At 55.0% G+C, this 24,648-nt stretch carries 23 protein-coding genes; 12 read left to right on the plus strand and 11 right to left on the minus strand.

The features are described 5' to 3' along the window. Positions 1-18: 18 nt before the first annotated feature. Both ctaD and coxB read right to left on the minus strand, forming a co-directional pair. Positions 19-1,590: a cytochrome c oxidase subunit I gene (gene ctaD / locus ACTG39_RS05875; RefSeq protein ID WP_271561954.1), complete on the minus strand. Its 1,572-nt coding sequence runs from the start codon at positions 1,588-1,590 to the stop codon at positions 19-21. Positions 1,591-1,604: 14 nt separating this feature from the next. Further along, on the minus strand, positions 1,605-2,690 hold the full coding sequence (gene coxB, locus ACTG39_RS05880; RefSeq protein WP_439106612.1) for a cytochrome c oxidase subunit II: 1,086 nt from the start codon (positions 2,688-2,690) through the stop codon (positions 1,605-1,607). Between the two features lie 551 nt (positions 2,691-3,241). On the opposite strand from coxB, the gene ACTG39_RS05885 reads away from it, so the two are divergent. Further along, positions 3,242-4,528, plus strand: a complete 1,287-nt coding sequence (locus ACTG39_RS05885) for an MATE family efflux transporter (RefSeq protein ID WP_439106632.1) — start codon at positions 3,242-3,244, stop codon at positions 4,526-4,528. Here the strand turns inward: ACTG39_RS05885 and ACTG39_RS05890 are convergent. After that, on the minus strand, positions 4,479-4,745 hold the full coding sequence (locus ACTG39_RS05890; RefSeq protein WP_439106613.1) for a YheV family putative metal-binding protein: 267 nt from the start codon (positions 4,743-4,745) through the stop codon (positions 4,479-4,481). The genes ACTG39_RS05885 and ACTG39_RS05890 overlap by 50 nt on opposite strands. Before the next feature lie 161 nt (positions 4,746-4,906). Between ACTG39_RS05890 and ACTG39_RS05895 the strand changes: the two genes are divergently transcribed. After that, a complete protein-coding gene (locus tag ACTG39_RS05895; protein WP_439106614.1) occupies positions 4,907-5,485 on the plus strand; it encodes a gamma carbonic anhydrase family protein in 579 nt (192 codons plus the stop codon). Between the two features lies 1 nt (position 5,486). Here ACTG39_RS05895 and aroE read toward each other — a convergent pair whose 3' ends face one another. From aroE to ACTG39_RS05920, 5 genes are read right to left on the minus strand one after another with little or no spacing between them, the layout of a single operon-like run. Continuing rightward, entirely contained in the window at positions 5,487-6,326 is an 840-nt protein-coding gene (gene aroE, locus ACTG39_RS05900; protein ID WP_439106615.1) for a shikimate dehydrogenase, read from the minus strand. Beyond that, positions 6,323-7,255: an oxygen-dependent coproporphyrinogen oxidase gene (gene hemF / locus ACTG39_RS05905; protein WP_439106616.1), complete on the minus strand. Its 933-nt coding sequence runs from the start codon at positions 7,253-7,255 to the stop codon at positions 6,323-6,325. Before hemF ends, aroE begins: the two co-directional genes overlap by 4 nt. 60 nt (positions 7,256-7,315) lie before the next feature. Then, positions 7,316-7,879 carry an L-threonylcarbamoyladenylate synthase gene (locus ACTG39_RS05910; protein ID WP_439106617.1) on the minus strand — a complete coding sequence of 188 codons (564 nt, stop codon included), beginning with the start codon at positions 7,877-7,879 and terminating at the stop codon, positions 7,316-7,318. A 38-nt stretch (positions 7,880-7,917) separates the two neighbouring features. Then, the gene (dprA, locus tag ACTG39_RS05915) at positions 7,918-9,045 is read right to left on the minus strand and encodes a DNA-processing protein DprA (protein WP_439106618.1); all 1,128 of its coding nucleotides are present in this window, start codon (positions 9,043-9,045) and stop codon (positions 7,918-7,920) included. A 16-nt stretch (positions 9,046-9,061) separates the two neighbouring features. Beyond that, a complete protein-coding gene (locus ACTG39_RS05920) occupies positions 9,062-10,147 on the minus strand; it encodes a LysM peptidoglycan-binding domain-containing protein (RefSeq protein WP_439106619.1) in 1,086 nt (361 codons plus the stop codon). A gap of 89 nt (positions 10,148-10,236) precedes the next feature. Here ACTG39_RS05920 and def point away from each other — a divergent pair, with 89 nt between their 5' ends. The 5 genes from def to ACTG39_RS05945 all read left to right on the plus strand — a co-directional run bounded on the left by def (position 10,237) and on the right by ACTG39_RS05945 (position 15,951). Then, complete coding sequence (def, locus tag ACTG39_RS05925; protein ID WP_439106620.1) at positions 10,237-10,743, plus strand: peptide deformylase; 507 nt, start codon at positions 10,237-10,239, stop codon at positions 10,741-10,743. A 7-nt stretch (positions 10,744-10,750) separates the two neighbouring features. Continuing rightward, a complete protein-coding gene (gene fmt, locus ACTG39_RS05930) occupies positions 10,751-11,710 on the plus strand; it encodes a methionyl-tRNA formyltransferase (protein ID WP_439106621.1) in 960 nt (319 codons plus the stop codon). Further along, on the plus strand, positions 11,707-13,020 hold the full coding sequence (gene rsmB / locus ACTG39_RS05935) for a 16S rRNA (cytosine(967)-C(5))-methyltransferase RsmB (protein ID WP_439106622.1): 1,314 nt from the start codon (positions 11,707-11,709) through the stop codon (positions 13,018-13,020). The genes fmt and rsmB overlap by 4 nt, the downstream gene beginning before the upstream one ends. Before the next feature lie 97 nt (positions 13,021-13,117). After that, a complete protein-coding gene (gene trkA, locus ACTG39_RS05940; protein ID WP_439106633.1) occupies positions 13,118-14,494 on the plus strand; it encodes a Trk system potassium transporter TrkA in 1,377 nt (458 codons plus the stop codon). A gap of 8 nt (positions 14,495-14,502) precedes the next feature. Next, a complete protein-coding gene (locus ACTG39_RS05945) occupies positions 14,503-15,951 on the plus strand; it encodes a TrkH family potassium uptake protein (RefSeq protein WP_439106623.1) in 1,449 nt (482 codons plus the stop codon). 12 nt (positions 15,952-15,963) lie between these two features. On the opposite strand, the gene djlA is transcribed toward ACTG39_RS05945, so the two are convergent. Together djlA and ACTG39_RS05955 are read right to left on the minus strand one after the other, a co-directional pair. Further along, entirely contained in the window at positions 15,964-16,755 is a 792-nt protein-coding gene (gene djlA / locus ACTG39_RS05950) for a co-chaperone DjlA (RefSeq protein ID WP_439106624.1), read from the minus strand. A 41-nt stretch (positions 16,756-16,796) separates the two neighbouring features. Then, entirely contained in the window at positions 16,797-17,699 is a 903-nt protein-coding gene (locus tag ACTG39_RS05955; protein ID WP_439106625.1) for a lysophospholipid acyltransferase family protein, read from the minus strand. Between the two features lie 128 nt (positions 17,700-17,827). Between ACTG39_RS05955 and glyQ the strand changes: the two genes are divergently transcribed. From glyQ to rmuC, 3 genes are read left to right on the plus strand one after another with little or no spacing between them, the layout of a single operon-like run. Then, positions 17,828-18,787, plus strand: a complete 960-nt coding sequence (gene glyQ, locus ACTG39_RS05960; protein WP_439106626.1) for a glycine--tRNA ligase subunit alpha — start codon at positions 17,828-17,830, stop codon at positions 18,785-18,787. After that, the gene (gene glyS, locus ACTG39_RS05965; protein ID WP_439106627.1) at positions 18,784-20,868 is read left to right on the plus strand and encodes a glycine--tRNA ligase subunit beta; all 2,085 of its coding nucleotides are present in this window, start codon (positions 18,784-18,786) and stop codon (positions 20,866-20,868) included. The genes glyQ and glyS overlap by 4 nt, the downstream gene beginning before the upstream one ends. A gap of 34 nt (positions 20,869-20,902) precedes the next feature. Beyond that, positions 20,903-22,318, plus strand: coding sequence for a DNA recombination protein RmuC (rmuC, locus tag ACTG39_RS05970; RefSeq protein WP_439106628.1), 1,416 nt, complete (start codon positions 20,903-20,905; stop codon positions 22,316-22,318). Between the two features lie 86 nt (positions 22,319-22,404). On the opposite strand, the gene ACTG39_RS05975 is transcribed toward rmuC, so the two are convergent. After that, on the minus strand, positions 22,405-22,920 hold the full coding sequence (locus ACTG39_RS05975) for a retroviral-like aspartic protease family protein (protein WP_439106629.1): 516 nt from the start codon (positions 22,918-22,920) through the stop codon (positions 22,405-22,407). Positions 22,921-23,136: 216 nt separating this feature from the next. Between ACTG39_RS05975 and ACTG39_RS05980 the strand changes: the two genes are divergently transcribed. Next, positions 23,137-23,523 (plus strand): hypothetical protein, encoded by a 387-nt coding sequence (locus ACTG39_RS05980; protein WP_439106630.1) that lies wholly within the window; start codon positions 23,137-23,139, stop codon positions 23,521-23,523. 177 nt (positions 23,524-23,700) lie between these two features. Then, complete coding sequence (locus ACTG39_RS05985; RefSeq protein WP_439106631.1) at positions 23,701-24,204, plus strand: hypothetical protein; 504 nt, start codon at positions 23,701-23,703, stop codon at positions 24,202-24,204. Positions 24,205-24,648 lie beyond the last annotated feature (444 nt).

The raw sequence follows: 24,648 nt of genomic DNA on the forward strand, positions 1-24,648 counted from the left end.
GGTATCGTCCAGCGCTGCTTAAGAGTGCGCGTGCGCTGGGTCGATAGTCGGCGGCACTTCAAAGGTGTGGTAAGGCGCTGGTGTCGCAACCGTCCACTCCAGGCCTTCGGCACCATCCCACACTTTCTCGTCACTGACAGGCTTGCCCGCTACGATCGTTGCTACAACGTTATAGAGGAACAGGATCTGCGATCCGCCATAAATGAACGCGCCGATAGAAGACATCATATTGAAGTCCGCAAACTGCAAAGCGTAGTCCGGAATACGACGGGGCATACCTGCAAGCCCAACAAAGTGCTGTGGGAAGAAAGTGATGTTGAAGCCGATGAACGAGATCCAGAAGTGGGTCTTGCCCATGGTCTCGTTGTACATCTTGCCGCACCACTTAGGCAGCCAGTAGTAAACCGCTGCTGACATGGAGAACACCGCACCCGCAACCATCACGTAGTGAAAGTGGGCAACAACAAAATAGCTATCGTGATACTGGAAGTCCGCTGGAGCGATAGACAGCATCAAACCCGTAAATCCACCGATGGTGAACAGCACCAGGAAGCCAATGGAGAACAGCATCGGTGTCTCGAAAGACAACGCGCCGCGCCACATGGTGCTTACCCAGTTAAAGACCTTCACACCGGTGGGTACCGCGATGAGCATCGTTGCATACATAAAGAACAGCTCACCAGCGACCGGCATACCAACGGTATACATGTGGTGTGCCCAAACGATGAACGACAGGAAGGCGATAGCCGCTGTCGCATAAACCATAGAGTCATAGCCAAACAGTGGCTTGCGGCTGAAGGCGGGAATGATCTGCGAAACCACACCAAACGCCGGCAGAATAATGATGTAAACCTCGGGGTGTCCGAAGAACCAGAAAATGTGCTGGAACAGTACGGGGTCACCACCACCGGCCGCCGAGAAGAAGCTGGTGCCAAAGTGGATGTCCATGAGCATCATGGTCACGGCCCCGGCCAGTACAGGCATTACCGCTACCAGCAAGAACGCCGTAATCAACCAGGTCCAAACAAACAGCGGCATTTTCATGTAGCTCATGCCGGGTGCACGCATGTTCATTACCGTCGCGATAATATTGATCGAGCCCATGATGGAGGACAGACCAAGAATGTGAATCGCGAAGATAAAGAAGGTTACTGAGGGCGCTGCGTAAGTTGTAGAGAGCGGCGCGTAGAAAGTCCACCCAAAGGCCGGTGCTCCACCTTCCATGAACAGTGTAGACGCCAGCATCAGAAACGCAGGAGGAAGGATCCAGAAGCTCCAGTTGTTCATGCGCGGCAATGCCATGTCTGGCGCGCCGATCATCATGGGTATGAGCCAGTTGGCCAAGCCCACGAAGGAGGGCATGATCGCCCCGAACACCATCACGAGTCCGTGAAGGGTGGTCATCTGGTTAAAGAATGCCGGCTCAACAAGCTGCATACCGGGCTGGAACAGCTCCGCGCGAATAATCATCGCGAAGGCGCCACCCAGAATGAACATTGCGAAGGAGAACCACAGGTACATCGTGCCGATGTCCTTGTGGTTCGTAGTAAACAGCCAGCGGCTGATTCCTTTAGCGGGTCCGTGTGCCATCGTTAATACTCCCCTCAACCCTTCTTGTAATTGAATACATCAATGGGCTGAACCATATCGCCCATATTGTTTCCGAATGCGTTGCGCTGGTAGGTGATTACCGCCGCCATCTCAACGTCGTTGATCTGGCCACCGAATGCCTGCATAGCAGATCCAGCCACACCGTTAATGCCGATGTTCAGGTGCTGACCAAGCTCGCCGGTAGCTACCGCTGATCCCGCAATCGCATTACCTACGCCACCCTCACCGTTTGCACCGTGACAGGCCAGGCAAGCGCGAGCGTAGACCGCTTTACCGCGCTCCATCAGCTCATCCATGGTGAAGGTCTGTGCCATCAACTCACGAACCTGAGCAGCTTCTTCCTGCTTATCGCTCTGCCACTCGGCATATTCTTCCTGACTGACAACTTTTACGACGATTGGCATAAAGCCATGGTCTTTACCGCAAAGCTCCGCGCACTGACCACGGTAGATGCCTTCTTCGGTTGCAAGAGTCCAGGTTTCGTTGATGAATCCGGGAACCGCGTCTTTCTTCACGGCGAGCTCAGGAACCCACCAGGCGTGGATAACATCGTTGGCGGTTACAAGAAAACGAACCTTTGTGTTGACCGGAATAACGAGGGGCTCATCGACTTCGAGAAGATAATTCTCGTTCTTGTCAGCAGAGTTGTAGATCTCTGACTGCGGCGTCTGGAGGTTACTAAAGAACGTGACGTTCTCGCCGTCTTCGTTCAGGTACTCGTATTTCCACTTCCACTGATAGCCGGTGACCAGGATGTCCATCTCGGCGTCTTCGAAATCGTAGATCTCGAGCAGCGTAGATGTCGCAGGTACCGCCATGCCGATAAGAATCAAAAACGGCACTACGGTCCAGGCAATCTCTACCTTGGTGCTCTCATGAAATTGAGCAGGCACCACGCCGCGGGATTTACGGTGATAGATGATGGAATAGAACATCACCGCAAACACCGCGATACCAATAATCACGCAGATCCACAAAATGATCATGTGCAAGTCAAAGATGGACTGACCAACGGCTGTAACGCCTGGATCCATGTTGACTGTGCTTCTCTCTCCGTCAGCCTGTGCAGATGCTGCCATCAAGCTCGTTGCGAGAGTCGTCGCCGAAAAAACCGCGGCTGCGCGTGTCTTCTGTAAAAGAGCTAGCGCTCGGTTGATTGTTCCCTGCATTACCGGGTCTCCATCAATCTACTGTGTTATCACGTCCAGAGAGCTACTGCTCCAGGGACTCCAAATCCTTTTGTCCAGCGAATTCGGGTACATTCAGCTGCCACACCATTTTTCAGAAGCGCGTAAACTTCGCGCGCCTGAGTGCAGTTTCTGCACGATCTTTCGCACAGAGACATCTTCGGTATGTGTTTTTTCGCCAGATGTAAACCATGTTTCCCCCGGGTTTACATGACTGACGGCGACAGGCTGGTTAGAGTTGTAGTAGTTGTGACTCGAAGTCACTTCCCCCTGAGGCGCCGCGATTATAGCGAAAGCTTCCCCATAAACCTACTAACGCGCTGATTTATAAGCGATTTGGTAAAAGCCGGAAGGAACCCGTTCTGTCCAGGGAAAAACCCCAAGATATAGCGATATCCACGAGCCTGGACGCCAAGATATGGGCCATCGCCTGGCCCGCCATCATTGCGAACATCTCAATTCCCTTGCTGGGCCTTGTCGATGCGGCCCTGCTGGGGCATCTGGATAGCCCCAAACACCTCGCAGCAGTAGCCGTGGGTGGTGCGGTGCTGTCCTTTCTTTATTGGGGGTTCAGTTTCCTGCGAATGGGCACCACCGGTGAGGTGGCAAGGGCAACAGGCGCCAAAGACGAGTCCCGGGCGCTATTGGCCCTAGCTCGCGCTTCGCTCATCGCCCTGGCCATCGCAGGCCTACTGCTCATTTTTCAGGGGCCACTGCTGACTCTGGGCTTTGAGATCATGGGCACCGGACCCGAAATACTAGAAACTGCAAAAAACTACGCGTCCCTTCGTTTGCTCAGCGCTCCCGCGGTCTTGCTGACCTACACGGCGCTGGGCTGGTTCATCGGCCATCAGGACACGCGCTGGCCCATGCGCATTTTGATCATTACCAACCTGATCAACATCGCACTGGATGCACTGTTTATTCTGGGCTTGGGGCTCGCAAGCAGTGGCGCCGCAATCGCCACGGTCATTGCCGAGTACGTGGGCCTTTTCGTCGCCGTATTTGGCTTTAAAAAACACCGCGCGTCTTTCTTTAGCGCGGCGCTTTGGGTAAAACTGCGCGTACTCGCGCCCTATGTCGATCTCATACGCAGCAACATCAATCTATTTTTTCGCACCCTCACCCTGCTCTTTGCCTTCGCATTCTTCACTGCTGCAGGGGAAAACCTAGGCCCCGATGTGGTCGCTGCCAACGCAGTAATGATGCAGTTTCTGCTTTTCGCCGCTTTCGCAATGGACGGGTTTGCCTATGCCGCCGAGGGTCTCGCCGGAGAAGCTTTGGGGGGAGGGGATTTGCAGCGGTTTTTCAAAGTCAGTCGGCGTTGTGCGCTGTGGACCATGGTCTCCGCATTTGTCATCAGCGCGCTGATTTTACTCAGCAAGCCCTGGCTGTTTCCCCTGCTCACCAGCTTGCCCGAAGTGCTGGCCATTATGAACGCCCACGGCCTATGGTTGGTGGTATTGCCGCTGATTGCTGCGCCGAGCTATCTGCTGGATGGTCTGTTTATCGGTGCGGGCGCGACGCGAACGATGATGCTGAGCATGGTGTTCAGTGCGCTGGCGATCTATCTGCCCTGCTGGTACGCCACTACAGGACTGGAGAATCAGGGGCTTTGGCTTTCTTTCGCCGCATTCAACGCCAGCCGAGGCGTGACGCTGGCACTGAGCTTTGCTTACTTCACTCGTCAGAATCGCTGGCGGCAGGGGCACCCGGGTCCAACAGCTTGACCACCTCCGCCGGGGTTTCTACGCGTCGCGCAGACGCCCGATTTACGCGGGTTTTCACTTCTGCGGGAACGTTGATCTCCGGCCTGCCCTCGCTAAAGCCACAGGCTACGCACTCGCGCTCATCGCTGTCCAAATCGACCACGATCTTGTCCATTTCAGCGCAGCGGGGGCACACAGCTCCCGCAATAAACCGCCGCCGAGATTGAAAACCGCTCATTTGTACATCCTTATTCCTTAAGTCGTCGCATCCACGTTTCGCCGGCATGCGACGCCTGACATAGGCTTCCCCCGTGACACAGGGAGAAAGCCCGGTAGCCTGCTTCTACGTTTAGCGCCACAATACTGCACTTCTGGCCCCCCATCGAGGACCCTACATCCGTGCATAAGCATTACACCAAAACAAGTTTGCGCAGCTTTCAGGGAGATACGCCCCAACTCGGCAATCGGGTTCTTATTGATCCCAGCGCCGTGGTATCGGGCGATGTGGTGTTGGGCGACGATGTATCTGTATGGCCGGGTACGATCATCCGCGGTGACATGCATGCCATTCGCATAGGCGCGAGAACCAGCGTGCAGGACGGCAGTGTTTTGCATATTACGCACGCCAGCGACTTCAACCCGGCGGGTTGGCCTCTCACCATAGGCGAAGAGGTCACCATCGGCCATAACGCAACCTTGCATGGCTGCACCCTGGGGGATCGCATTCTTGTTGGCATGGGCGCTATCGTCATGGATGGCGCGGTGGTTGAAGACAATGTTGTTATCGCTGCGGGCGCGCTTGTCACACCCAAAAAGCGTTTGCAGAGCGGCTACCTCTACGCCGGGTCTCCCGCCAAACAAATACGCGAGCTCAGCGAAAAAGAAATGGCGTTTTTTAGCTACAGCGCCGGAAACTATGTGCGCCTGAAAGACCGGCACATCGATGAACTGGACCTTCTTTTTAGCGAAGAGTCGTAACTCACGCCGCGGCAGCGAGGACTCCTCGCAACTGTTGAATCACGGGCTGGGATTCCGGACGCTGGCGATGCCAAACATAAAAAGCCTCTGCAGCCTGTTCTACCAACATGCCCAGACCATCGCTCACCGCCCAGGCGGCGTTTTGGGCCGCCCAACGCATGAATGCAGTAGGCTCTGCGCCGTAGAGCAGGTCGTAGCAACAGCAGCGCTCACTGAGTATGCCCGGCGATAGCGCCGGAGCGTCGCCACTGAGACCAGCGCTATTGGCATTAATCACCAGATCAAACTGCCCGTCCGGCAATGCCTCGTAACCGCCAGCAGAAATTTCACCCAGCACACCAAATTCCCGCGCCAGAGTCTCGGCGCGTTCCACCGTTCTGTTAACAATATGTACCGATTTGGGCAGCTCACGCATCAAGGGCTCGAGTACGCCGCGCACAGCTCCTCCGGCACCCACAATCAACACCCGCTGGCCCTGTATTCGCCATCCCAGGTTGGCGACCATGTCGCGTACCAGACCCACCCCATCAGTCGTGTCGCCGTGGAGGACACCATCGGCGTCTCGCCACAGCGTGTTCACGGCCGTGGCTCGCGCAGCTCGGGGGGTGAGCTCGACCGCCAGTGCCGCGGCCCGCTCTTTAAAGGGGACCGTGACATTCAAACCCTGACCGCCCGCATCAAAAAATGACGTGACGGCGCGCTCAAAGTCATTTAGCTCCACACGCAGTGCGCGATACTCCAACTGCACACCGCACTGCTTGGCGAATGCCGCGTGAATAAGAGGTGAACGGCTGTGCTTAATGGGATTGCCAAAAACAGCGAAGCGCTGCTTGTTACTCATGACGCCACCTCATTGTCTTCCAGCTGCAACCAATCGCGCCCGGTCAAAAAATAGTCCGTCAGCCGAGCCTCATCGGTTCCCGCAGCAGGTGTGAAGGCATACTCCCAGCGCACCAACGGCGGCAATGACATAAGGATGGCCTCGGTGCGACCGTTGGATTGCAAACCAAACAAGGTGCCGCGATCAAACACGAGATTGAACTCCACATAACGCCCACGCCGGTAGAGTTGGAACTGCCGTTCGCGATCCTCGTAGGGAGTGTCTTTACGGCGTTCAAGAATAGGGCGGTAGGCTGTCAAATAAGAATCACCGATGGCGCGCATGAACGCAAAACAAGTATCAAAATCCCAGCTGTTTAAGTCGTCGTAAAACAGACCGCCTATACCCCGGGGCTCATCGCGATGTTTGAGGTAGAAGTATTCGTCACACCACTTTTTATATCTGGGGTAGACCTCGTCACCAAAGGGCGCACAGGCATCTGCGGCGGTCTTATGCCAGTGGACACAGTCTTCATCAAAACCATAGTAGGGCGTCAGATCGTAGCCACCGCCAAACCACCAAACGGGTTCTTCGCCCTCCTTCTCCGCAATAAACAGTCGCACATTGGCGTGGGAGGTCGGGGCATAGGGATTGCGAGGATGAATGACGAGAGATACGCCAAGAGCCTGATAGCTGCGGCCAGCTAATTCGGGGCGCGCCGCCGTTGCAGAGCCGGGGAGTTTTTCGCCCATGACGTGAGAAAAGTTCACGCCCGCCTTTTCAAGCACATTGCCATCGCTGAGCACGCGACTCCGCCCGCCGCCGCCTTCCGGGCGATCCCACTCCTCGATAGTGAACTCAGCACCGCCATCCACTTGGGCTAGGCTTTCACAAATGCTGTCCTGGAGACTCAGCAAGTACTCTTTTACAGGCTTGATCAATTCGCTCATGGCGCAGATCCTTTTTATAGATATAAAAACCGTCGGTTTGGGACTGTTTGCCTCACAAACCTAGGCTCGAAAAATCTCATCACTAAACACATCGCGAATTGTCGATGGCCGCCCCACAGCGCCTACCTTTCCCGGGAGTACACCATCAAGCTGGTCGCCAAAGTAATTACGCACCGCCAGCAGTGTCCTGGGCGCCGGGCTGCCAGCCACATTCGCCGAGCTGGATACCAGGGGGCCACCGTGAACGCGACATAAGTCTCGCACCAGTGGATGCCCGCTTACCCGCACAGCCACTGTACTAAAGCGTCCGTGCACCAGTGCCGGCACTCTCCCGTGATGCGGTACCAGCCAGGTATTCGCGCCCGGCCAGGACACTCGTAGCTTTGCGCGCAATGCCTGGGGCAAATCCTCCAACAAAAACGCCAACTGCGATTCATCTCCCGCCACCAAAATTAGGCCTTTGTCCGCCGGGCGCTGCTTAAGGTCTAACAGGCGCTCTACGGCGCTCTCACTGAACGGGTCGCAGCTCAAACCCCACACCGCCTCTGTAGGACAAGCAATAACACCGCCAGATGCCACAACGTTGGCACAAAGGCGCATGCGAAAACTGACAGCTGGAGGCATTTGGCTCAACGGATAGGCCACAAGAACGGGCGCCGATTCTAGCAACTGATTTGGCGCTGGCAAGACTTGCAGTCGTTCCGGTAATAGCATCCGTCTACAGAGCGAAGCCAGCCGCGCACTTCCAGATCACTTAGCAAGCCCAAAAGCTCAGGAACAGGCAGTGCCGTGGTCTTCTGTAAGATCTGCAGCGAAAGACCTTCGTCACCCAATGTCTGCAACAATTGGGCGGCAACCCCAGACGGCCTGTGCCGACAATCGCTCTTTGGCTGCGCCACGCCCGGAAACAAACTTGAAAGTTCCTCCATGGCGGTGATGGGCGTCGCTCCGTCTCGCAGTAAGCGTCTGCAACCCGCGCCCTGTTCATGAAAAATTGACCAGGGCAAGGTAAAGACCTCCCGACCCTGCTCCAATGCCGCTGCGGCTGTGTGCAAAGAGCCACTGGGTAGCGCGGCCTCAATAATGATCGTTGCCTGCGCCAAGCCACTGATGATGCGATTGCGTCGCGGAAACTGATGCTTCGCAGGCGGCGTTCCTGCAGGCAGCTCACTGAGCAAACAACCATCCTTTGTGATGTCCTCTGCAAGCCGTCGATGCCGGTGAGGTGAAGCACGATCCACGCCTGAGGCCAGCACCGCCGCAGTGCTGCCACCCTCGAGAGCACCCCTATGGGCAGCCGCATCGATACCCAGCGCAAGGCCCGAGCAGACCGTATAACCGGCACTGGCCAGACTCTGTGAGACCTCCTGCGCCGCACGCAACCCGGCGTGACTGGCCCGGCGGCTCCCAACGATAGCCACGGCCGGTTGACTAAGGCAGGCGGGGTCGCCGCGACAGAACAGCCACGGCGGAGGGTCAGGTATTTCTTTTAGTCTTTCAGGGTATCGCTTATCAGCAATAGGGATGAACGCGTCGGATGGGGCACCTTGCAAATGCTCACACACCGCGCGGGGATTCCGTCGGGGCCAGTGTTTTCTGGCCCGCAGCAGCATGGCTTGGGTGGCTTTGGGTAGGCGGCTGAGCTGGTCTTTCGCGGGTTCGCTCTGCCAGTTTGCAGCAAACAGCGCACTGGGCGTGCGATATTCATGCAGCAGATCCCCGAGACCCTGGGTTTGGGGTCCCGACCAGCTGAGTAAGGTGTGGAAATGTTCCAGGGTCATGTCGTCCATGACCCGAAAGCTTACGTCAGGGGTTTTTTACTTTGTCCATCACTTTCAGCGGACGGTTGGATTTGAGGACAAGCGCATAGCTCGCCTTTTCGGCAACCTCAAAGACCATTGCCAGACCCGCTCGCACATCGGGAAGACTCACATTGCTTTGCGCGACCTCATCAAAAACAACGGCGCCTGTCTGGTAAATAGCCAGCACATGGCCGACTTGCATTCCCTCGCGTGCGCCCCTGTTAAGGACAACAATGTCCAAAGTGCCAATCTGGGTCACACCACCATCCACCGCAATCATGAACGCGTCTTCGACATCGACATCCGGCGCTCTGGGTTGAAAAGTGGCGTCCAAAATTCGCTCATCAAGAGGCAAAAGGCGATCTGTAATGCGAACCTCTTCTGTCACCCGGGTAACTTCAAGCTCCACTACGGGGTCAGAGAGACTGCTTTTGGCCTGCGCATTGCCGATATCCTGAGCCTGATAACCCAGTACCTCGAGAGTAATAGGATCGCGATACACATCCCCAGCGCGGAAGATACCGTAAGCGCGCTCATCTTCAGGAAAGTAACCGCGACCATAGATAGTATCGCCATTAGCCGTAATCAAATGCTCTTTTCCACCGGCAACCACATAGGACGATGACTCAAGCTCCTCAGGACCAATGATCCGGTGACGCTTCAAGAAGGCGTCCACATCATCCAAAGGAATCACGGGAATCGCCAAGTCCAACGGCGTAACACGCATATTAGGCGTCAGCTTTACATCACGACCCCGAGTGAGAGAAAGCCTGGGACGACCATCGACATAACTCAAATAAAGTGTGTCTCCGGGAAAGATCAGGTGGGGATTATCAATCTGTGGATTGACATCCCAAACTTCTGGCCACAGCCAGGGCTGCTCCAAAAACATGTCGGCAATACCCCAAAGCGTATCGCCCTCTTTGACGACATAGCTTTCGGGGGCTCCGCTGCGCACCGACGCATCCTGAGCCGGACTGATGCCTGGCAGAAGTAATGCAAAGATCAAAAGAGCACTGGTCCACCATCCCCTGAGGGCAGGGCTACTCTTACGAGTCACTGAGGGGGCGTTAATCTGCCATTCTGTCATCCGTCGTTCTCCCGGGCACGGAGCTTACGCAGTGTTCGCGCATAAATGTCCACGTTATACTATCGTAGTCTACGGTAGAAGTTAGATTCATGGCAGTCCTCGACATTTTAGAATTTCCAGATCCGCGTCTGCGCACGGTAGCAAAACCGGTGCACGTTGTTGACGACGAATTGCGGACGCTCATCGATAACATGATCGAAACCATGTACGAGGCTTCGGGTATCGGCCTGGCTGCAACCCAGGTCAACGTGCATCAGAGACTGCTGGTCCTGGATATATCCGAAAATCGTGACGAACCCATGGTCTTTATCAATCCTGAAGTCACGGTGATCGATGAAACTCTTGGCAGCTACGACGAAGGCTGTCTTTCTGTTCCGGGCTTTTACGAAGAAGTTAACCGGCCACAGACAATCCGTGTCGAGGCCCTTGGGCGTGACGGAGAGTCTTTCAGCAAAGAGCTGGATGGCCTCGCAGCCATTTGCCTGCAGCATGAAATTGATCATCTGGATGGCAAACTGTTCGTCGACTATATCTCGCCGCTAAAGCGCAACCGTATCCGCAGTAAGCTCGAAAAAGCTCACCGGCTGCGAGCCTGACACGAGGGTGTCAACTTTGCGCCTAGCCTTCGCGGGCACGCCTGATTTTGCGGCAAAGCATCTCCAAGCACTTATCAACTCTTCTCACGAACTGGTTGCTGTTCTGACGCAGCCAGACCGTCCCGCAGGGCGTGGTAAAAAGGACCGCCCGAGTCCCGTTAAAACGCTGGCAGAAGCGCATGATCTTCCTGTTTTACAGCCGACGAGCCTTCGCAAGCCAGAAGCGGTATCTGCAATTGCAGCTCTGGAGCTCGATGCCCTCATTGTCGTGGCCTACGGACTGATTTTGCCACAGGAGGTGCTGGATCTTCCGCGCTTTGGATGCCTGAACGTACACGGGTCTTTGCTCCCACGCTGGCGCGGAGCAGCCCCGATTCAGCGAGCTATTGAAGCAGGGGACCCCGAAAGTGGCGTCACCATTATGCTCATGGACGCAGGTCTCGATACCGGCCCCATGCTTGCCCGTGGACACTGCCCCATCACCACCCAAACCAGCAGTGGTGATCTCTACGATCAGCTCGCGGAGCTTGGTCCTGATCTGTTACTAAGCGTACTGGAAGACCTTCCCTTGCATCTATCCAAGGCCACTACCCAGAATGATCAGGACGCAAACTACGCGGCCAAGATCAGTAAAGAAGAAGCTCGGATTGACTGGGCGGAGCCTGCCGCAGTGATCGCGCGGCGGGTTCGTGCATTCAACCCTGCACCGGGCTGCTACGCATTTATAAAGGGGCAGCGGCTAAAGGTTTGGGCGGCGCAATCGGCCGCGAGTACGCCAGGCGACGAACCGGGAACTATTGTCAGCAGCTCTGGCCAGAGTATTGCTGTGCGCTGTGGTGAAGGAACAATCCTGCTCGAGACGCTTCAGATGGCTGGCTCAAAGGCTATGCAGGCAAGTGATTTGCTCCGTGGAAATGCAGATCTTTTTAGCCCCGGCAATCGCTTTAGCACAGAAGCCGGTACATGAAGCCTGGTGCTGCGGTTCGCGCCCGGGCGGCACAAATCATTTCCAGTGTTATGCGCGGCGACTCTCTGGACCGTGCCCTTGATAGCTACATCTCAGAGCTGCCGGAACGCGATCAGCCCCTGTGCCGTGAAATCTGCTTCGGCACGCTGCGGCACTACCCCCGGCTGAATGGACTGTTAGCTCAGCTTCTGCAAAAGCCGCTCCGCGCGAAAGACCAGGATGTTCACGCCCTTGCGCTGGCCGGGCTTTATCAGCTCACCAATATGCGTATTCCTCCTCATGCGGCGGTGAGTGCAACCGTTGATGCGGCGACCGTACTGAGAAAGCGGCAGCTGTCCGGACTGCTCAATGCGGTGTTGCGCAGATTTCAACGAGAAGAAGACGTCCTGGTTGCCAAACTGAGCCTTGCAGCCACGGCTGCTCACCCGGACTGGCTTTGGGACGCTCTGGGTGAACACTGGCCAGAACAGCGAGAGCAAATTGCTCTTGCTAACAACAGCCATCCCCCCATGACACTGCGGGTCAATCTTTGCCAGGGAAATCGAGATGCTTACCGGCAACGACTAAGCGATGCCGGTATCAACTCAAGTCCCGGACAACTGAGCCCCGCGGCGCTCACTCTGGAACGTGCTACGGATGTCAATGAGCTACCGGGATTTGCTGAGGGCCTGTGCAGCGTTCAGGATGAAGCAGCGCAAGTCGCGGCGCGGCTGCTGGCGCCTCAGCCCGATGAACGCATTCTGGATGCCTGCGCTGCGCCGGGAGGAAAGAGCGGGCATATTCTGGAACAACAGGCTTCGGCGCGGTCCCTCACAGCCATGGATATCAGTGAGGAGCGATTACATCGCGTCCAGGAGAACCTTGATCGCCTGGGACTCAGTGCACGCTTGATTGTAGGCGATGGCGCTGCACCCCCGGCAGCGCTCGCGGAGGCCGGGCCCTTTGATGCCATGCTTCTCGATGTTCCCTGCTCGGCAACGGGCGTTATTCGACGACACCCCGATGTCAAAATTCTCCGCCGAGCTGAAGATGCGGCGGGCTTTGCTGTTCAGCAAAACGCGATCCTTGATGGGCTCTGGCCGTTGCTGGCAGAAGGGGGCCGACTTCTCTACGTCACCTGCTCTGTGCTCCCTGAGGAGAACAGCGATGTCGTCGCCGCGTTTCTCGCGCGCCAGGGCGATGCTCAGGAAACAAAACTGGAACTGTCCGGGGCACATGCCTGTGCCCATGGTTTACAGATTTTGCCCGACGCCCAGGGCAGTGATGGTCTCTATTTCGCCATGTTGTACAAGCAGGGCCGATCCTCGTGAAGCATTTTTTAGAGCGTAAGATTTCCACTATGAAGCCTGTATTGCAGCAGGGGATTGCAGTACTGTGCAGCGACTGCAGCGGCAGGGTTTGTTCGCCATGAAAATCATTATTCTGGGCGCCGGTCAGGTGGGCGGAACGCTCGCGGAGCACCTGGCGAACGAGAAAAACGACATTACCATCGTCGACACCGACAGCGAGCGTCTCCGCACCCTCAAAGATAGCCTGGATATCGGTACTACCACCGGTAACGCTTCTCACCCGGACACCCTGAGAGAGGCCGGTGCCAAAGACGCCGAAATGCTGATTGCCGTCACCAATAGTGATGAGATCAACATGATGGCCTGTCAGGTGGCGCATACGTTTTTTCGCACGCCCCAAAAAATTTCCCGGGTTCGTTCCCAAGCGTATCTTGATCATCAGGAGCGGCTGTTCTCTGCAGACAACATTCCCGTAGATGTCATCATCGGTCCCGAGCAACTTATTACCACCTCGATCCGGCAGCTCATCGTCAACCCGGGTGCGCTTCAGGTCCTCGATTTTGCCGAAGGGCGAGTCCAACTGGTGGCCGTTCGCGCGGTGCACGGCGGCCCTATCGTTGGCAAAGAACTCAGCACCATTCGTGAGCACATGCCGAAAGTCGACACCCGCGTTGCGGCTATCTTTCGAAGAGATCGCGCGATTATCCCCAAGGGCGATACGGTGGTAGAGGCCAACGATGAAGTATTCTTCATCGCGGCGAGCCAACATATCCGCCAGGTCACCTCTGAGCTCCGCCGTGTAGATAAACCTTATAAGCGCATCATGATTGCTGGCGGCGGAAACATCGGCGCGCGACTCGCGAACTCTCTCGAAAAAGACTTTTCAGTCAAAGTCATTGAGTACAGCTACGCGCGCTGTCGTGTTCTGTCGGAACAACTCAAGCACACACTGGTTATTGGTGGCAGTGCGGCTGAGCCGGCACTGCTGGCCGAGGAGAACATTGAGCACACCGATGTTTTTTGCGCGCTGACCAACAACGATGAATCCAACATCATGATGTCGATGCTGGCCAAGCGCATGGGCGCAAAAAAGGTAATTACCCTGATCACGAACCCTGCTTATGCAGAGCTTGTAGGGGACGAGATCGACATCGCGATCTCCCCACAGGAGATCACTATTGGCAGCCTGCTTACCTATGTTCGCAAGGGTGACATCAGTGCCGTGCATGCTTTGCGGCGCGGTGCCGCGGAGGCTATTGAACTGGTAGCACGGGGGGATGCTTACTCCTCAAAGGTCGTAGGTCGACGCATTGAGGAAATCCCCCTGCCAGATAGTGTGACCATCGGAGCGATCGTCCGCGGTGAACAGGTATTGATCGCCCACCACGATTTGATGGTAGAAACCGACGATCACGTCATTCTGTTTTTGGTCGATAAGCACAAGATCCATGCGGTAGAGAAACTCTTCGCCGTGGGCTTTGGCTTCTTCTCCTAGGCCATCGCGTGCATTTCTCCATCAGTCTGCGCATTCTTGGACTACTGCTAACCCTCTTTAGCGTCGCCATGTTGCCGCCGCTTTTGATTGCGGTGCTTGCTGATGACGATACGGTGACGGGTTTTGTTTCTGCGTTCTCTATCTCCTTGTTATCCGGCGCAACCCTTTGGCTTCCCCTGCGCGGTGTAAAGCGCGATCTGCAGATTCGCGACGGCTTTTTGATAACTGCACTTTTCTGGACGGTACTGGGGTTGTTTGGGGCTTTGCCCTTTGCTCTCACAGAATCCCTTGGCATGAATGCCACCGACGCGATTTTTGAATCAGTGTCGGGACTCACCACCACCGGGGCTACGGTACTTACGGGGCTGGACGAGATGCCCGCCTCAATCCTGCTCTATCGGCAAATGCTCCAGTGGTTGGGCGGCATCGGTATCATCGTCGTGGCGGTTGCAGTCCTGCCTATGCTGGGCATTGGTGGTATGCAGTTGTATCGCGCGGAGACCCCAGGGCCGAGTAAAGACAGCAAACTCACCCCACGCATTACAGAAACCGCCAAAGCTCTGTTTTCGGTCTATTTAGCGCTGACGGTGCTCTGCGCCGGGGCCTACAGTCTGGCGGGAATGTCGGGCTTCGATGCTGTTTGTCACGCCTTTGCAACGGTCGCTATCGGTGGCTTTAGCACCCACGACGCCAGCATGGGCTACTTCGACAGCGAGGCCATCTATCTCGTCAGCACGCTGTTTATGTTGATTTCAGCACTCAACATCGGCCTGCATTTCACGGCATTTCGCCGCCGTAGTGTGTCCGGATATTGGGAAGACTCCGAAGCACGGTTTTTCGGCAGCGCAATGGCTGTGTGCGTGCTCATCACCTGTGCTTACCTCATGTTCTCTGAAACACTCGATATTCAGGAGAGCGTTGTACACGGGCTTTTTCAGGCCGTCTCTATAACCACGACCACGGGCTTCGCCACGCAGGACTTTTCCCTATGGCCGGGCTTTTTGCCCATGATGCTTTTGATGTTTTCGTTTATGGGTGGCTGTGTCGGCTCCACCGGTGGCGGCATTAAAGCCATGCGCCTTATGTTGATCTATAAGCAGGGCATTCGGGAGCTGAAGCAACTCGTACACCCTCACGCGATTATTCCATTGAAGGTGGGAAACCGTCGCGTGGAAGCAACGGTTGTTAGCGCGGTTTGGAGCTTTTTCGCGGTCTACACCTTCGCATTTATTGTGATCATGTTGGTGTTGATGGCCACGGGCCTGGATTTTATTACCGCCTTCTCTGCCGTTGCCGCAGCGCTTAACAACCTGGGTCCCGGCCTCGGCTCTGTCGCCGCTAACTATGGCGAGATCAGCAACTTTGCTAAGTCAGTGCTCTGTTTTGCAATGCTTTTGGGCCGGCTCGAAGTCTTTACCTTACTGGTGTTGTTTACACCGATGTTCTGGCGCAACTAAAAACCTCTGACACTAGCCGCTCTTTCCCGTACCTCGAGTCTTTCGAATAAGCTCGTAGGCTGCCTGTATTTCCTGGGACTTTTCCGTCGCGAGCTTGAGCATATCCTCGGGCACGCCGCGCGCAGACAGCTTATCGGGATGATGTTGGCTCATAAGCTTACGATAGGCGCGCTTTACTTCACCATCGGGCGCTTCCCCGCTAACACCCAAAGCAGCGTAGGCATCAGACAGGGTAGGTGCAGAGGGGTGGCCGGCGTGTTGATGAAACTGTTCCTGCGCAGTAGCCATGCGCAAAAACTCTTCGACGACTTCGGCGCTATAACCCAGCAGGTTTCCGATTCTCAGCAGCGCAGCACGTTCACCACTGTGTAGCTGCTGGTCCGCCAGGGCCAGGGCCACAAGAAACAGCATTAAGGTTTGCTTCAGCGCCGGGTGCGCTCCCCCCGCCAGAAGATAACTTTGGATCGTGGCATCGACAGAAAAAGCATCATCGCCACCTTCTTTAAACAGCAGTATGGCTTCGTGCCGTTGGTCATCGGAAAGTCCTAGCTGACGAAAGATCGCTTCAGTGTGCGCGACTTCATCTTCGGATATACGACCATCAGACTTGGCCACATGCCCCATGAGCAAAAACGTACTGCGAAAAAATTGCTCGCGAACTTTTTCGAGGTCGACGGAGCCCATACCCAGAACGCCGGCCAAACCCCGATCAAAAAGATGTCCCAGTACGAGTCCAAAGATAAGACCCGGAAAGCCCGCAACCAACAAACCCAGAGCGCCAGCCAGTAACTTACCCAGAAACATCAAATACTCCGCTTAAAAAATAAAGGGATACTGAAGATCAATCAGGCGGTATCAGGTCGCCATTCCGGCGCGTAATAGTCCACCGGTCCCCGGGGTCTGACCCGAAAACGCTTGTACTCCCACTGGTACTGTTCGGGGGCAATCCGAACACACTTCTCAACCCCGTCGTTAAGGGCTTTGAGGGAAACCTGCAAATCCTCACTATAAATATCTTCGTCTGCAGGCAGGTAATGCAAACGGTAGCCACCGGGTATGCGCTCGGCAAAGCCAAAAAAAGCCTGAGCTCCACTTTTTGCCAGAAGCTTGCTCGCCAACGTCATGGTAAAGGTAGGCACACCCATAAAAACGCTGTTCTCTCCGGATTCCACCACCGGTGGCACCTGATCGGGCAGGATTCCGGCTATGCCGCCTTTCTTGAGAGACTTCACCAGCTTGGCGAGACCGCGAGCATCCGTGGGTACCAATACGGAGCCCGATCGTTGCCGCGCGGCGCGCACCATATCATCAAGTTGCTGCATATGCGGTGGCTCATAGAGCGCGACCGAGTCGCCTAACTCCGAAATATGCAGGCCGACAATTTCCCAGTTACCCAGATGGGGTCCCAGCATCATGACGCCGCGACCACTTTCGAGTGCCGCGCGAACAACCTCATCGCCGACAACCTCGAGAATATGCGCACGAATCTGATCCCAAGGTCGGTTCCAGATGTATCCCATCTCCACGGCAAGCTCGCCGGTGGCCTGGAGGGATCGCCGTGCAAGATCTTCCTGCTCAGACTTTGAAAGCTCAGGAAACGCAAGACCCATGTTTCGTTCCGTGACTCGTTTCGGTCCACCACCCACCCACCAGGCAATACGACCCAGGCCTCTACCCATGGCGCGGCACACGCTCAAGGGTAAAAGTGATGACGACCACAATAAGAAGGTAATGAGACGGCTTTTCACGAATCTCTATCTTGTCGTTGCTGTGACATAGAAGCGTTAATGGTGTGTTAGTTGGGTAACAACTGCGTATTGTGCCGCTGTTACTGACGGTATACTACGGGCCTTTTGCACCTCGCACAGGATTTCGCGTGAGCCAGTATCTCGACCCAGCACAAGACCCCATCAGTTTTCAGGAGCTTATTCTCAGATTGCAGCAATTCTGGGGAGACAAAGGCTGCCTTATCCTCCAGCCTCTGGACATGGAAGTGGGTGCGGGCACTTTTCACCCGGCAACGTTTTTGCGCTCTTTAGGGCCCGAGAACTGGAATGCAGCCTACGTCCAGCCCAGCCGGCGCCCAACAGATGGTCGTTACGGCAAAAACCCCAACCGTTTACAGCATTACTACCAGTTTCAGGTGGCTATGAAGCCATCACCTCCGGAGTTTCAGGAGCTGTATTTAGAGTCACTGCAAGCTTTGGGTATCGACACACTGACCCATGATGTGCGCTTTGTGGAAGATAACTGGGAGTCGCCAACCCTCGGCGCATGGGGACTGGGTTGGGAAGTGTGGCTCAATGGCATGGAAGTTTCTCAGTTCACTTACTTCCAGCAGGCGGGGGGCATTGAATGCTATCCGGTGACCGGCGAAATCACCTATGGTCTTGAGCGTATTGCTATGTATTTGCAGGGAGTGGACAGCGTTTACGATCTGCTCTGGACACGCAGCCCCCAGGGACCCGTGCTTTATGGCGATGTATTTCATCAAAACGAAGTAGAAATGTCGCAATACAATTTTGAAGAAGCAGATGTCGACTTCCTGTTTACGCAGTTCGATCATTGCGAAAAAGAAGCAAAGCGCCTCACGGAGCTTGAGCTACCCCTGCCTGCCTACGAAATGGTCATGAAGGCATCACACACCTTCAACCTGCTGGATGCACGCCACGCAATTTCTGTGACGGAGCGACAGCGCTATATTTTGCGCGTCCGCACCCTGGCTCGAAACGTTGCTCAGGCTTATTTCAATGCTAGAGCGGCTCTCGGGTTTCCTATGGCGGAGGCCACTATCCGCGATGAGGTGCTAGCACAATTGAAGGAGGCTGCGGCATGAGTCAGCAGTCCTTACTGCTCGAGATTGGCTGTGAAGAGCTACCTTCCAGCAGCCTGGAACAACTGGGGGTGGCACTCCACGAGCAGCTTATCGCCAAACTGGCAGAAAAAGGCTTGTCTCACGGTGAGACCCATTGGTTTGCAGCGCCAAGGCGCTTAGCCGTACTCATAGATGATCTGATAGATCAGGCCCCGGATGAGTCGCGCGAAGCCCTGGGCCCGCCTCTAGCCCAGGCCCGGGATGACGAGGGCAACTGGTCCCGCGCAGCTCAGGGTTTTGCATCGAAGCTTGGCGTCACAGCGGACGATCTGGAGATTATCGACACCCCTAAAGGCCAACGCCTCGGAATACAGCAGATTGTTACAGGCGCTAAGAGCAGCGAGTGTCTCAGCGAGGTCGTTAGCAGCGCCGTCACGGCGCTGCCAATAGCAAAACGTATGCGCTGGGGTGCGTCCCGCAGAGAGTTCGTGCGCCCGGTGCATTGGATTGTGCTGATGCACGGTAAGCAGTTCGGCTTTGGTGATGTGTTGGGTATTGCGAGTGGCAATACCTCTAGGGGACACCGCTTTCATGCGCCGGACCCCATCACCATTGAGTCCGCGGGTGATTATCAGAGACTGATGCGGGACGCCTGGGTTATCGCAGATTTTGCCGAGCGCTGTGAGCTGATTCGCGAACAGGTAAAAGCTGCCGCCCTGGCGCTGGGTGGTGAAGCGCTAATTGATGACGATCTGTTAGGTGAAGTTGCCAGTCTCGTAGAGTGGCCTGTGGCCCTCGCCGGCAGTTTTGATACAGCATTTCTGGAAGTTCCAGCAGAAGCACTGATCTCGTCAATGCAGAGTCATCAGAAGTACTTTCCCGTCGTCGATGAAAACGGCAGCCTCATGCCGAACTTTGTCACGGTCAGCAATATCGAGAGCCGCGACCCCAGTCAGGTGGTTGCCGGCAACGAGCGCGTAATCAGACCACGGCTGGCAGATGCTGCATTTTTCTTCGAGCAGGACCGCCAAAGCACTCTTGCCTCACGGGTCGACCGTTTAGGCGCCGTGGTTTTTCAAAAACAGCTGGGATCTTTGCTGGATAAGACCCAGCGGGTACAGCGGCTCGCCGGTAAGCTCGCCACTCTGACAGCTGCCGATCAGGCGTTGGCCGAGCGCGCGGCAGAATTGTGCAAAGCGGATTTGGTCTCAGACATGGTTCTGGAGTTTTCGGACATGCAGGGGATCGCCGGTGCCTACTACGCCCGTAACGATGGCGAGGACAGCGCCGTCGCTGATGCCATTGCACAGCACTACTGGCCAAGCCAGGCGGGAAGTGAATTGCCCGTTGGTGGGGTTGCAGTAGCGGTAGCTCTCGCTGACCGTCTGGATACGCTTATGGGTATCTTCGGTATTGGCCAGCCACCCACAGGATCCAAAGATCCTTTTGCACTGCGACGAGCATCCATTGCTGTTTTGCGGATCATTATTGAGAAAGAACTCACGCTGGATTTACGTGAGTGTCTGGATCTCGCGGGTGCAGGTTTTGCCGAAGGGGTGATTAGTGATGATGCCGCTGATGCGGTGTTCGATTACATGCTCGACCGACTTCCCGCGCTGTACGAAAACGACGCCATACCCATTGAAGTTTTCCGCGCGGTGCGGGGTAGCGGCAGTTCAAAACCCGCCGATTTCGACCGGCGAGTTCGCGCAGTACACGCCTTTGGTCATAGGCCCGAAGCGGAAGCCCTGGCGGCAGCTAACAAGCGCGTCAGCAATATATTGGCCAAGGCAAGCGATCGCGACGAAGGGCTAGGTGTAAGTGCTAACTTACTCTTAGAGCCCCAAGAGAAAGAACTTAATGATGCGGTTTCTGCCGCAGCCAAGGATAACGTCGACGCTTTGGCGACTGCAGATTACGCAACAGCGCTCGCGCGTTTGGCGACACTTCGCGAGCCCGTAGATGCTTTTTTTGATGGGGTGATGGTGAACGCAGAAGATCCGGCCCTCAAAGCAAATCGACTCGCTCTCTTAGCCAAATTACGGGAGCAATTTATGCTCATCGCCGACATTTCTCAGCTCGCAGGCGGTAAGAGCGAGTGACCAATCTTCCAAGCAATCCGATCTCGGCAGGGCAGTGATCGAGTCCGCGCTCAACGACCCGTCACCGCTCTATGCCGTTATCGGTCTAATCTGCGGCGCTGTCATCGCGTGGCTTTGGCGGGGTGCAGAAGTCACAAAGACCCAAGGTGATTTACGCGAGCAAAGAGATCGGCTGCAGGAGCTTGAGATTGCACATGCAAGCCTTCTTAGCGAGCGAGAAGTCCTCGCAGAGCAGCTGCAGGAAATGGGCGAGCGGGTCTCATCCTTGCAAGAGGAGCGTAACGTCTTAGCAACCACCAACGCGGGCTTAAGCGCACGCCAAAGTGCTGAACAAGAAAAACATAAGGAGCAGGTCGCGCTCCTTGAGCGGAGCAAGGCGCTACTTGCCGTCGAGTTTGAAAACCTAGCAAACCGCATCTTTGAAGAGCGCGGCAAAAAGTTTAGCCACGACAACCAGCAATCCATGGAATCTTTACTCAAGCCCTTTGGCGAGCAGATTCATCGGTTTCAGTCACGCATCAATGAAGTGCATACGCAGTCGGTTCGCGGCAATGAAAGTCTCGCAGCTGAACTGCGCAACATGATGGGCGTTGGGCTAAAAATGAGTGATCAGGCCGAGAATCTGGCCACTGCGCTAAAAGGTGATAAAAAGACCACGGGTAACTGGGGCGAAGTTCAGCTTGAGAGGACCCTGCAACTTGCAGGTCTGGAACCCGGTAGTCACTACGAAGCCCAATCAAGCTTTCGGGATGGTGAAGGTAAGCTGCGCATTCCGGATTTTGTAATCAAGTTGCCGGATGGTAAGCACCTGGTTGTGGACAGCAAGGTATCACTGGTCGACTACGACCGCGCGGTGGCAGCCGAAACCGACGAAGAGCGCCATGAAGCATTAAAAGCCCATGGAGCCGCGCTAAAACGGCATATCGATGATCTATCAGCCAAGGATTATTCTGCGCTGGGCGGGATGAACAGTCCTGAGCTTGTCTTTATGTTTATGCCCATTGAGGCCGCTTATATAGAGGCTCTCAAATTCAATCGCGAATTGTTCAACGATGGCTATCGCAAAAACGTGATTATGGTGTCCCATACCACCCTGTTACCCATGCTTCGCACGGTAGCGAGCTTATGGATTGCCTATCGTAGCAACGAGGAGGCACGGGAAATCAGTGAGATGGCAGGGGAAATCTACAATAAGGTGTGCTTAGTGGGTAACCGGCTCGAGGACATGGGTAAGACACTCAATACAGTCACCGATAAATACAATAAAACAGTAACCGCGTTGGTCGGCAAACAGGGTCTTTACGGAAAAGTAGAACGATTCAAGAGTACTGCGGCCAATGCAAAAGGTGAATTACCGCCTGCGGTGACTCAACACCCGACCATAGAACATGATCGTCTGGGTGTTCTCAAGCCTGACAAACCAACAAACAACGCCTTAACCGACGAATAGGAACATTCTGCAAACTAGAGTAGTGGCGTCACGCTATACAGCATATCGACCACCTTAAAGCGCCCCAGTGCGTCTCTGCATTAAAGTCAGGGAACAGCGACTACCGACAATGCCTTGTCTGTCTTGCCGGAGGGAACGTTTTGGCTGCAGTTACTCAGGCTCAGGGCCGGTGGGTCTAAGGAGAGGGTTAAGGGCGCAAACTGCGCAAGCACATTCAAGCCGAGAAGGTTACGACCGGCCCCAGGAACAACGAGTACTTCGGTCAATCCAATGTCACACCCCCCGACGAGGTGGAGTGCTTCTATTTCATAAACCTCCAACCGCCGCGTACGTCCGTCGGCCATCTTGGCAGCAACGTCACGGATTTTTCGCACGGAACTACGGTCACTAATTCCTGCAAAAACTTCACTATTTATGGTCGCCATTGCCGCGCCGGTATCCAACAAAAACGTTGCAGGGTGGCCATCAACGATCATTGATAACTCCAGTGCACCTCCTGACCCGCTATGTAAAGGAAGTTCTACGGACTGTTGGGCTGAAGCAGAATGAACACCCATCAAGAGAATGTAAAAAAACACGGTAAGTAATTGACGGAGGCGCATACCCACTAGCTGCAAAAGTTAAGCCATGCGCCCAAAACCCCTCTGTTTCGGGGGTCACGCTGGACTTGTATAGCACCAACTTTGCGAAAACGCCCCAAAATAGTGCGCAAATCGCTTCTATTGGGTGCGTGACGTTTTTGTATTACACTTTTCTATGTCTTGTAGCGGTCTGAACACGCAGGATCGCTTTTGTCGAACTGTGGAGGTTAATCAGCTATGACAGCACTCAAGAATTCAAACGTTCTGAAGCTTTTAAGCGCAACTATCGTTGCTACAACCATGCCTTTAGCAGCAACCGCATTCGCAGAGGATGTAGCTGGAGATGAGGCAACTACCTACCGCTGGAAGGTGGACATGCGAGGTAAGCCACCTTATAAGCGCGAGCGTGTTGCCATGGAAACCGTCGATGTCGCCTCCATGGAGATCAGTGAAATCGACATGGCGACAGAAGTCGTATGGGAACGGGAATTCTCGGGTAGACCACCCTTTAAGCGTCGGCTAATTGAGTTACCGGTTGCTGACGCCGCGTCTATAGAGCTGGTAGATGAGCAGCCGCGAGGTACAAGTTTCCGCGGTCGACCGCCGTTTAAGCGTCACCGTTAACAACAAGCATCGCAACACTTTGCGCCGAGCCTCAGGGAACGGCGCTTTTGTACTTCGAGTTATTGCCCCGTTAGTCAAAGTTAAGGCCGACTCCGAAAGCCCTGCCTCTATCAAACCCTAGAACATTTCTTGCCGTACTGTAAGCTTGCTTGGATTCCGATACAGAAGGAAACAACCATGGCATCTAAGCTCTTCAAAGAATGTCTAGAAGATGTGTATCAGGGTGAGCTCACCGGCGAAGTGGGCTTTGAAGGAATGCTCGCGGTCGTGGACACCGACGAACAGCGCTATATCGCTGGATCAATGCTACAGCTTGAAACTGAAGGCAAGGCACGAATGCGCCCGATACTTATGCGCTACGGACTTTCCGTTCGCGATATCCCCGAAGCGCGTAGCGAAGGCGAAGCCGCGGGGGCGGCAATGAATCAGCTGCCCTGGGAGCAACGTTTTGCAGCCCTTGGCGACATGATCCAAACGACTTATCTACCGCGATACGAAGAACTGGCGACTCTTATAACAATAGAAGAAGACTCGGAGGCCGCGGCTCTGGCAAAGTTTATGGGCGATCACGAACGCGCCTTGCTTTCCTCTGCACGGAAGATTGCGGCTGGAGAGCTTAATCCGGCGGAACCGGTCGTTCGACTACTTCAGTTCCCGTTACTGCGCTCCAACAGTGCGTAAATCACCGTCTTTGCCAGAAACTCACATACATGCTGCTCACTAGGGTCACGGAACACGTACGAACACAAAACTGGTTAGCGGTAGGCATCGACTTTGTCATCGTTGTTGTCGGTGTGCTCTTTGCACTCGTAGCAGAGCAGTAGTTTCGGGATGAGCAGCTACGAAAAGAGCTTACTCAGATAGAAGTCGTCCTAAACGCGAGTCTTCTGCAAAACCTTTTTAATATTCGAGAAGTTGTCGCTATAGCGCCCTGTAGGAAAGAACGCACGGAAGCTCTCTCTATTACTCCAGAGAGACAGTGACCCTTGGAGAGGTTTACCCTGGGCTGCTAAAAAAGGCAGTTTTGAAACTGTTCTCCCGGAAGTTCAGAGATGGACCCCAGTGACCGTGCAGGTATTGAACGAAGATTAGTGCTTCCCTCAAGATGAGCGTAATGCTCTGGAG

This window comes from Congregibacter sp. (assembly GCF_965662665.1).
Lineage (GTDB): Bacteria > Pseudomonadota > Gammaproteobacteria > Pseudomonadales > Halieaceae > Congregibacter.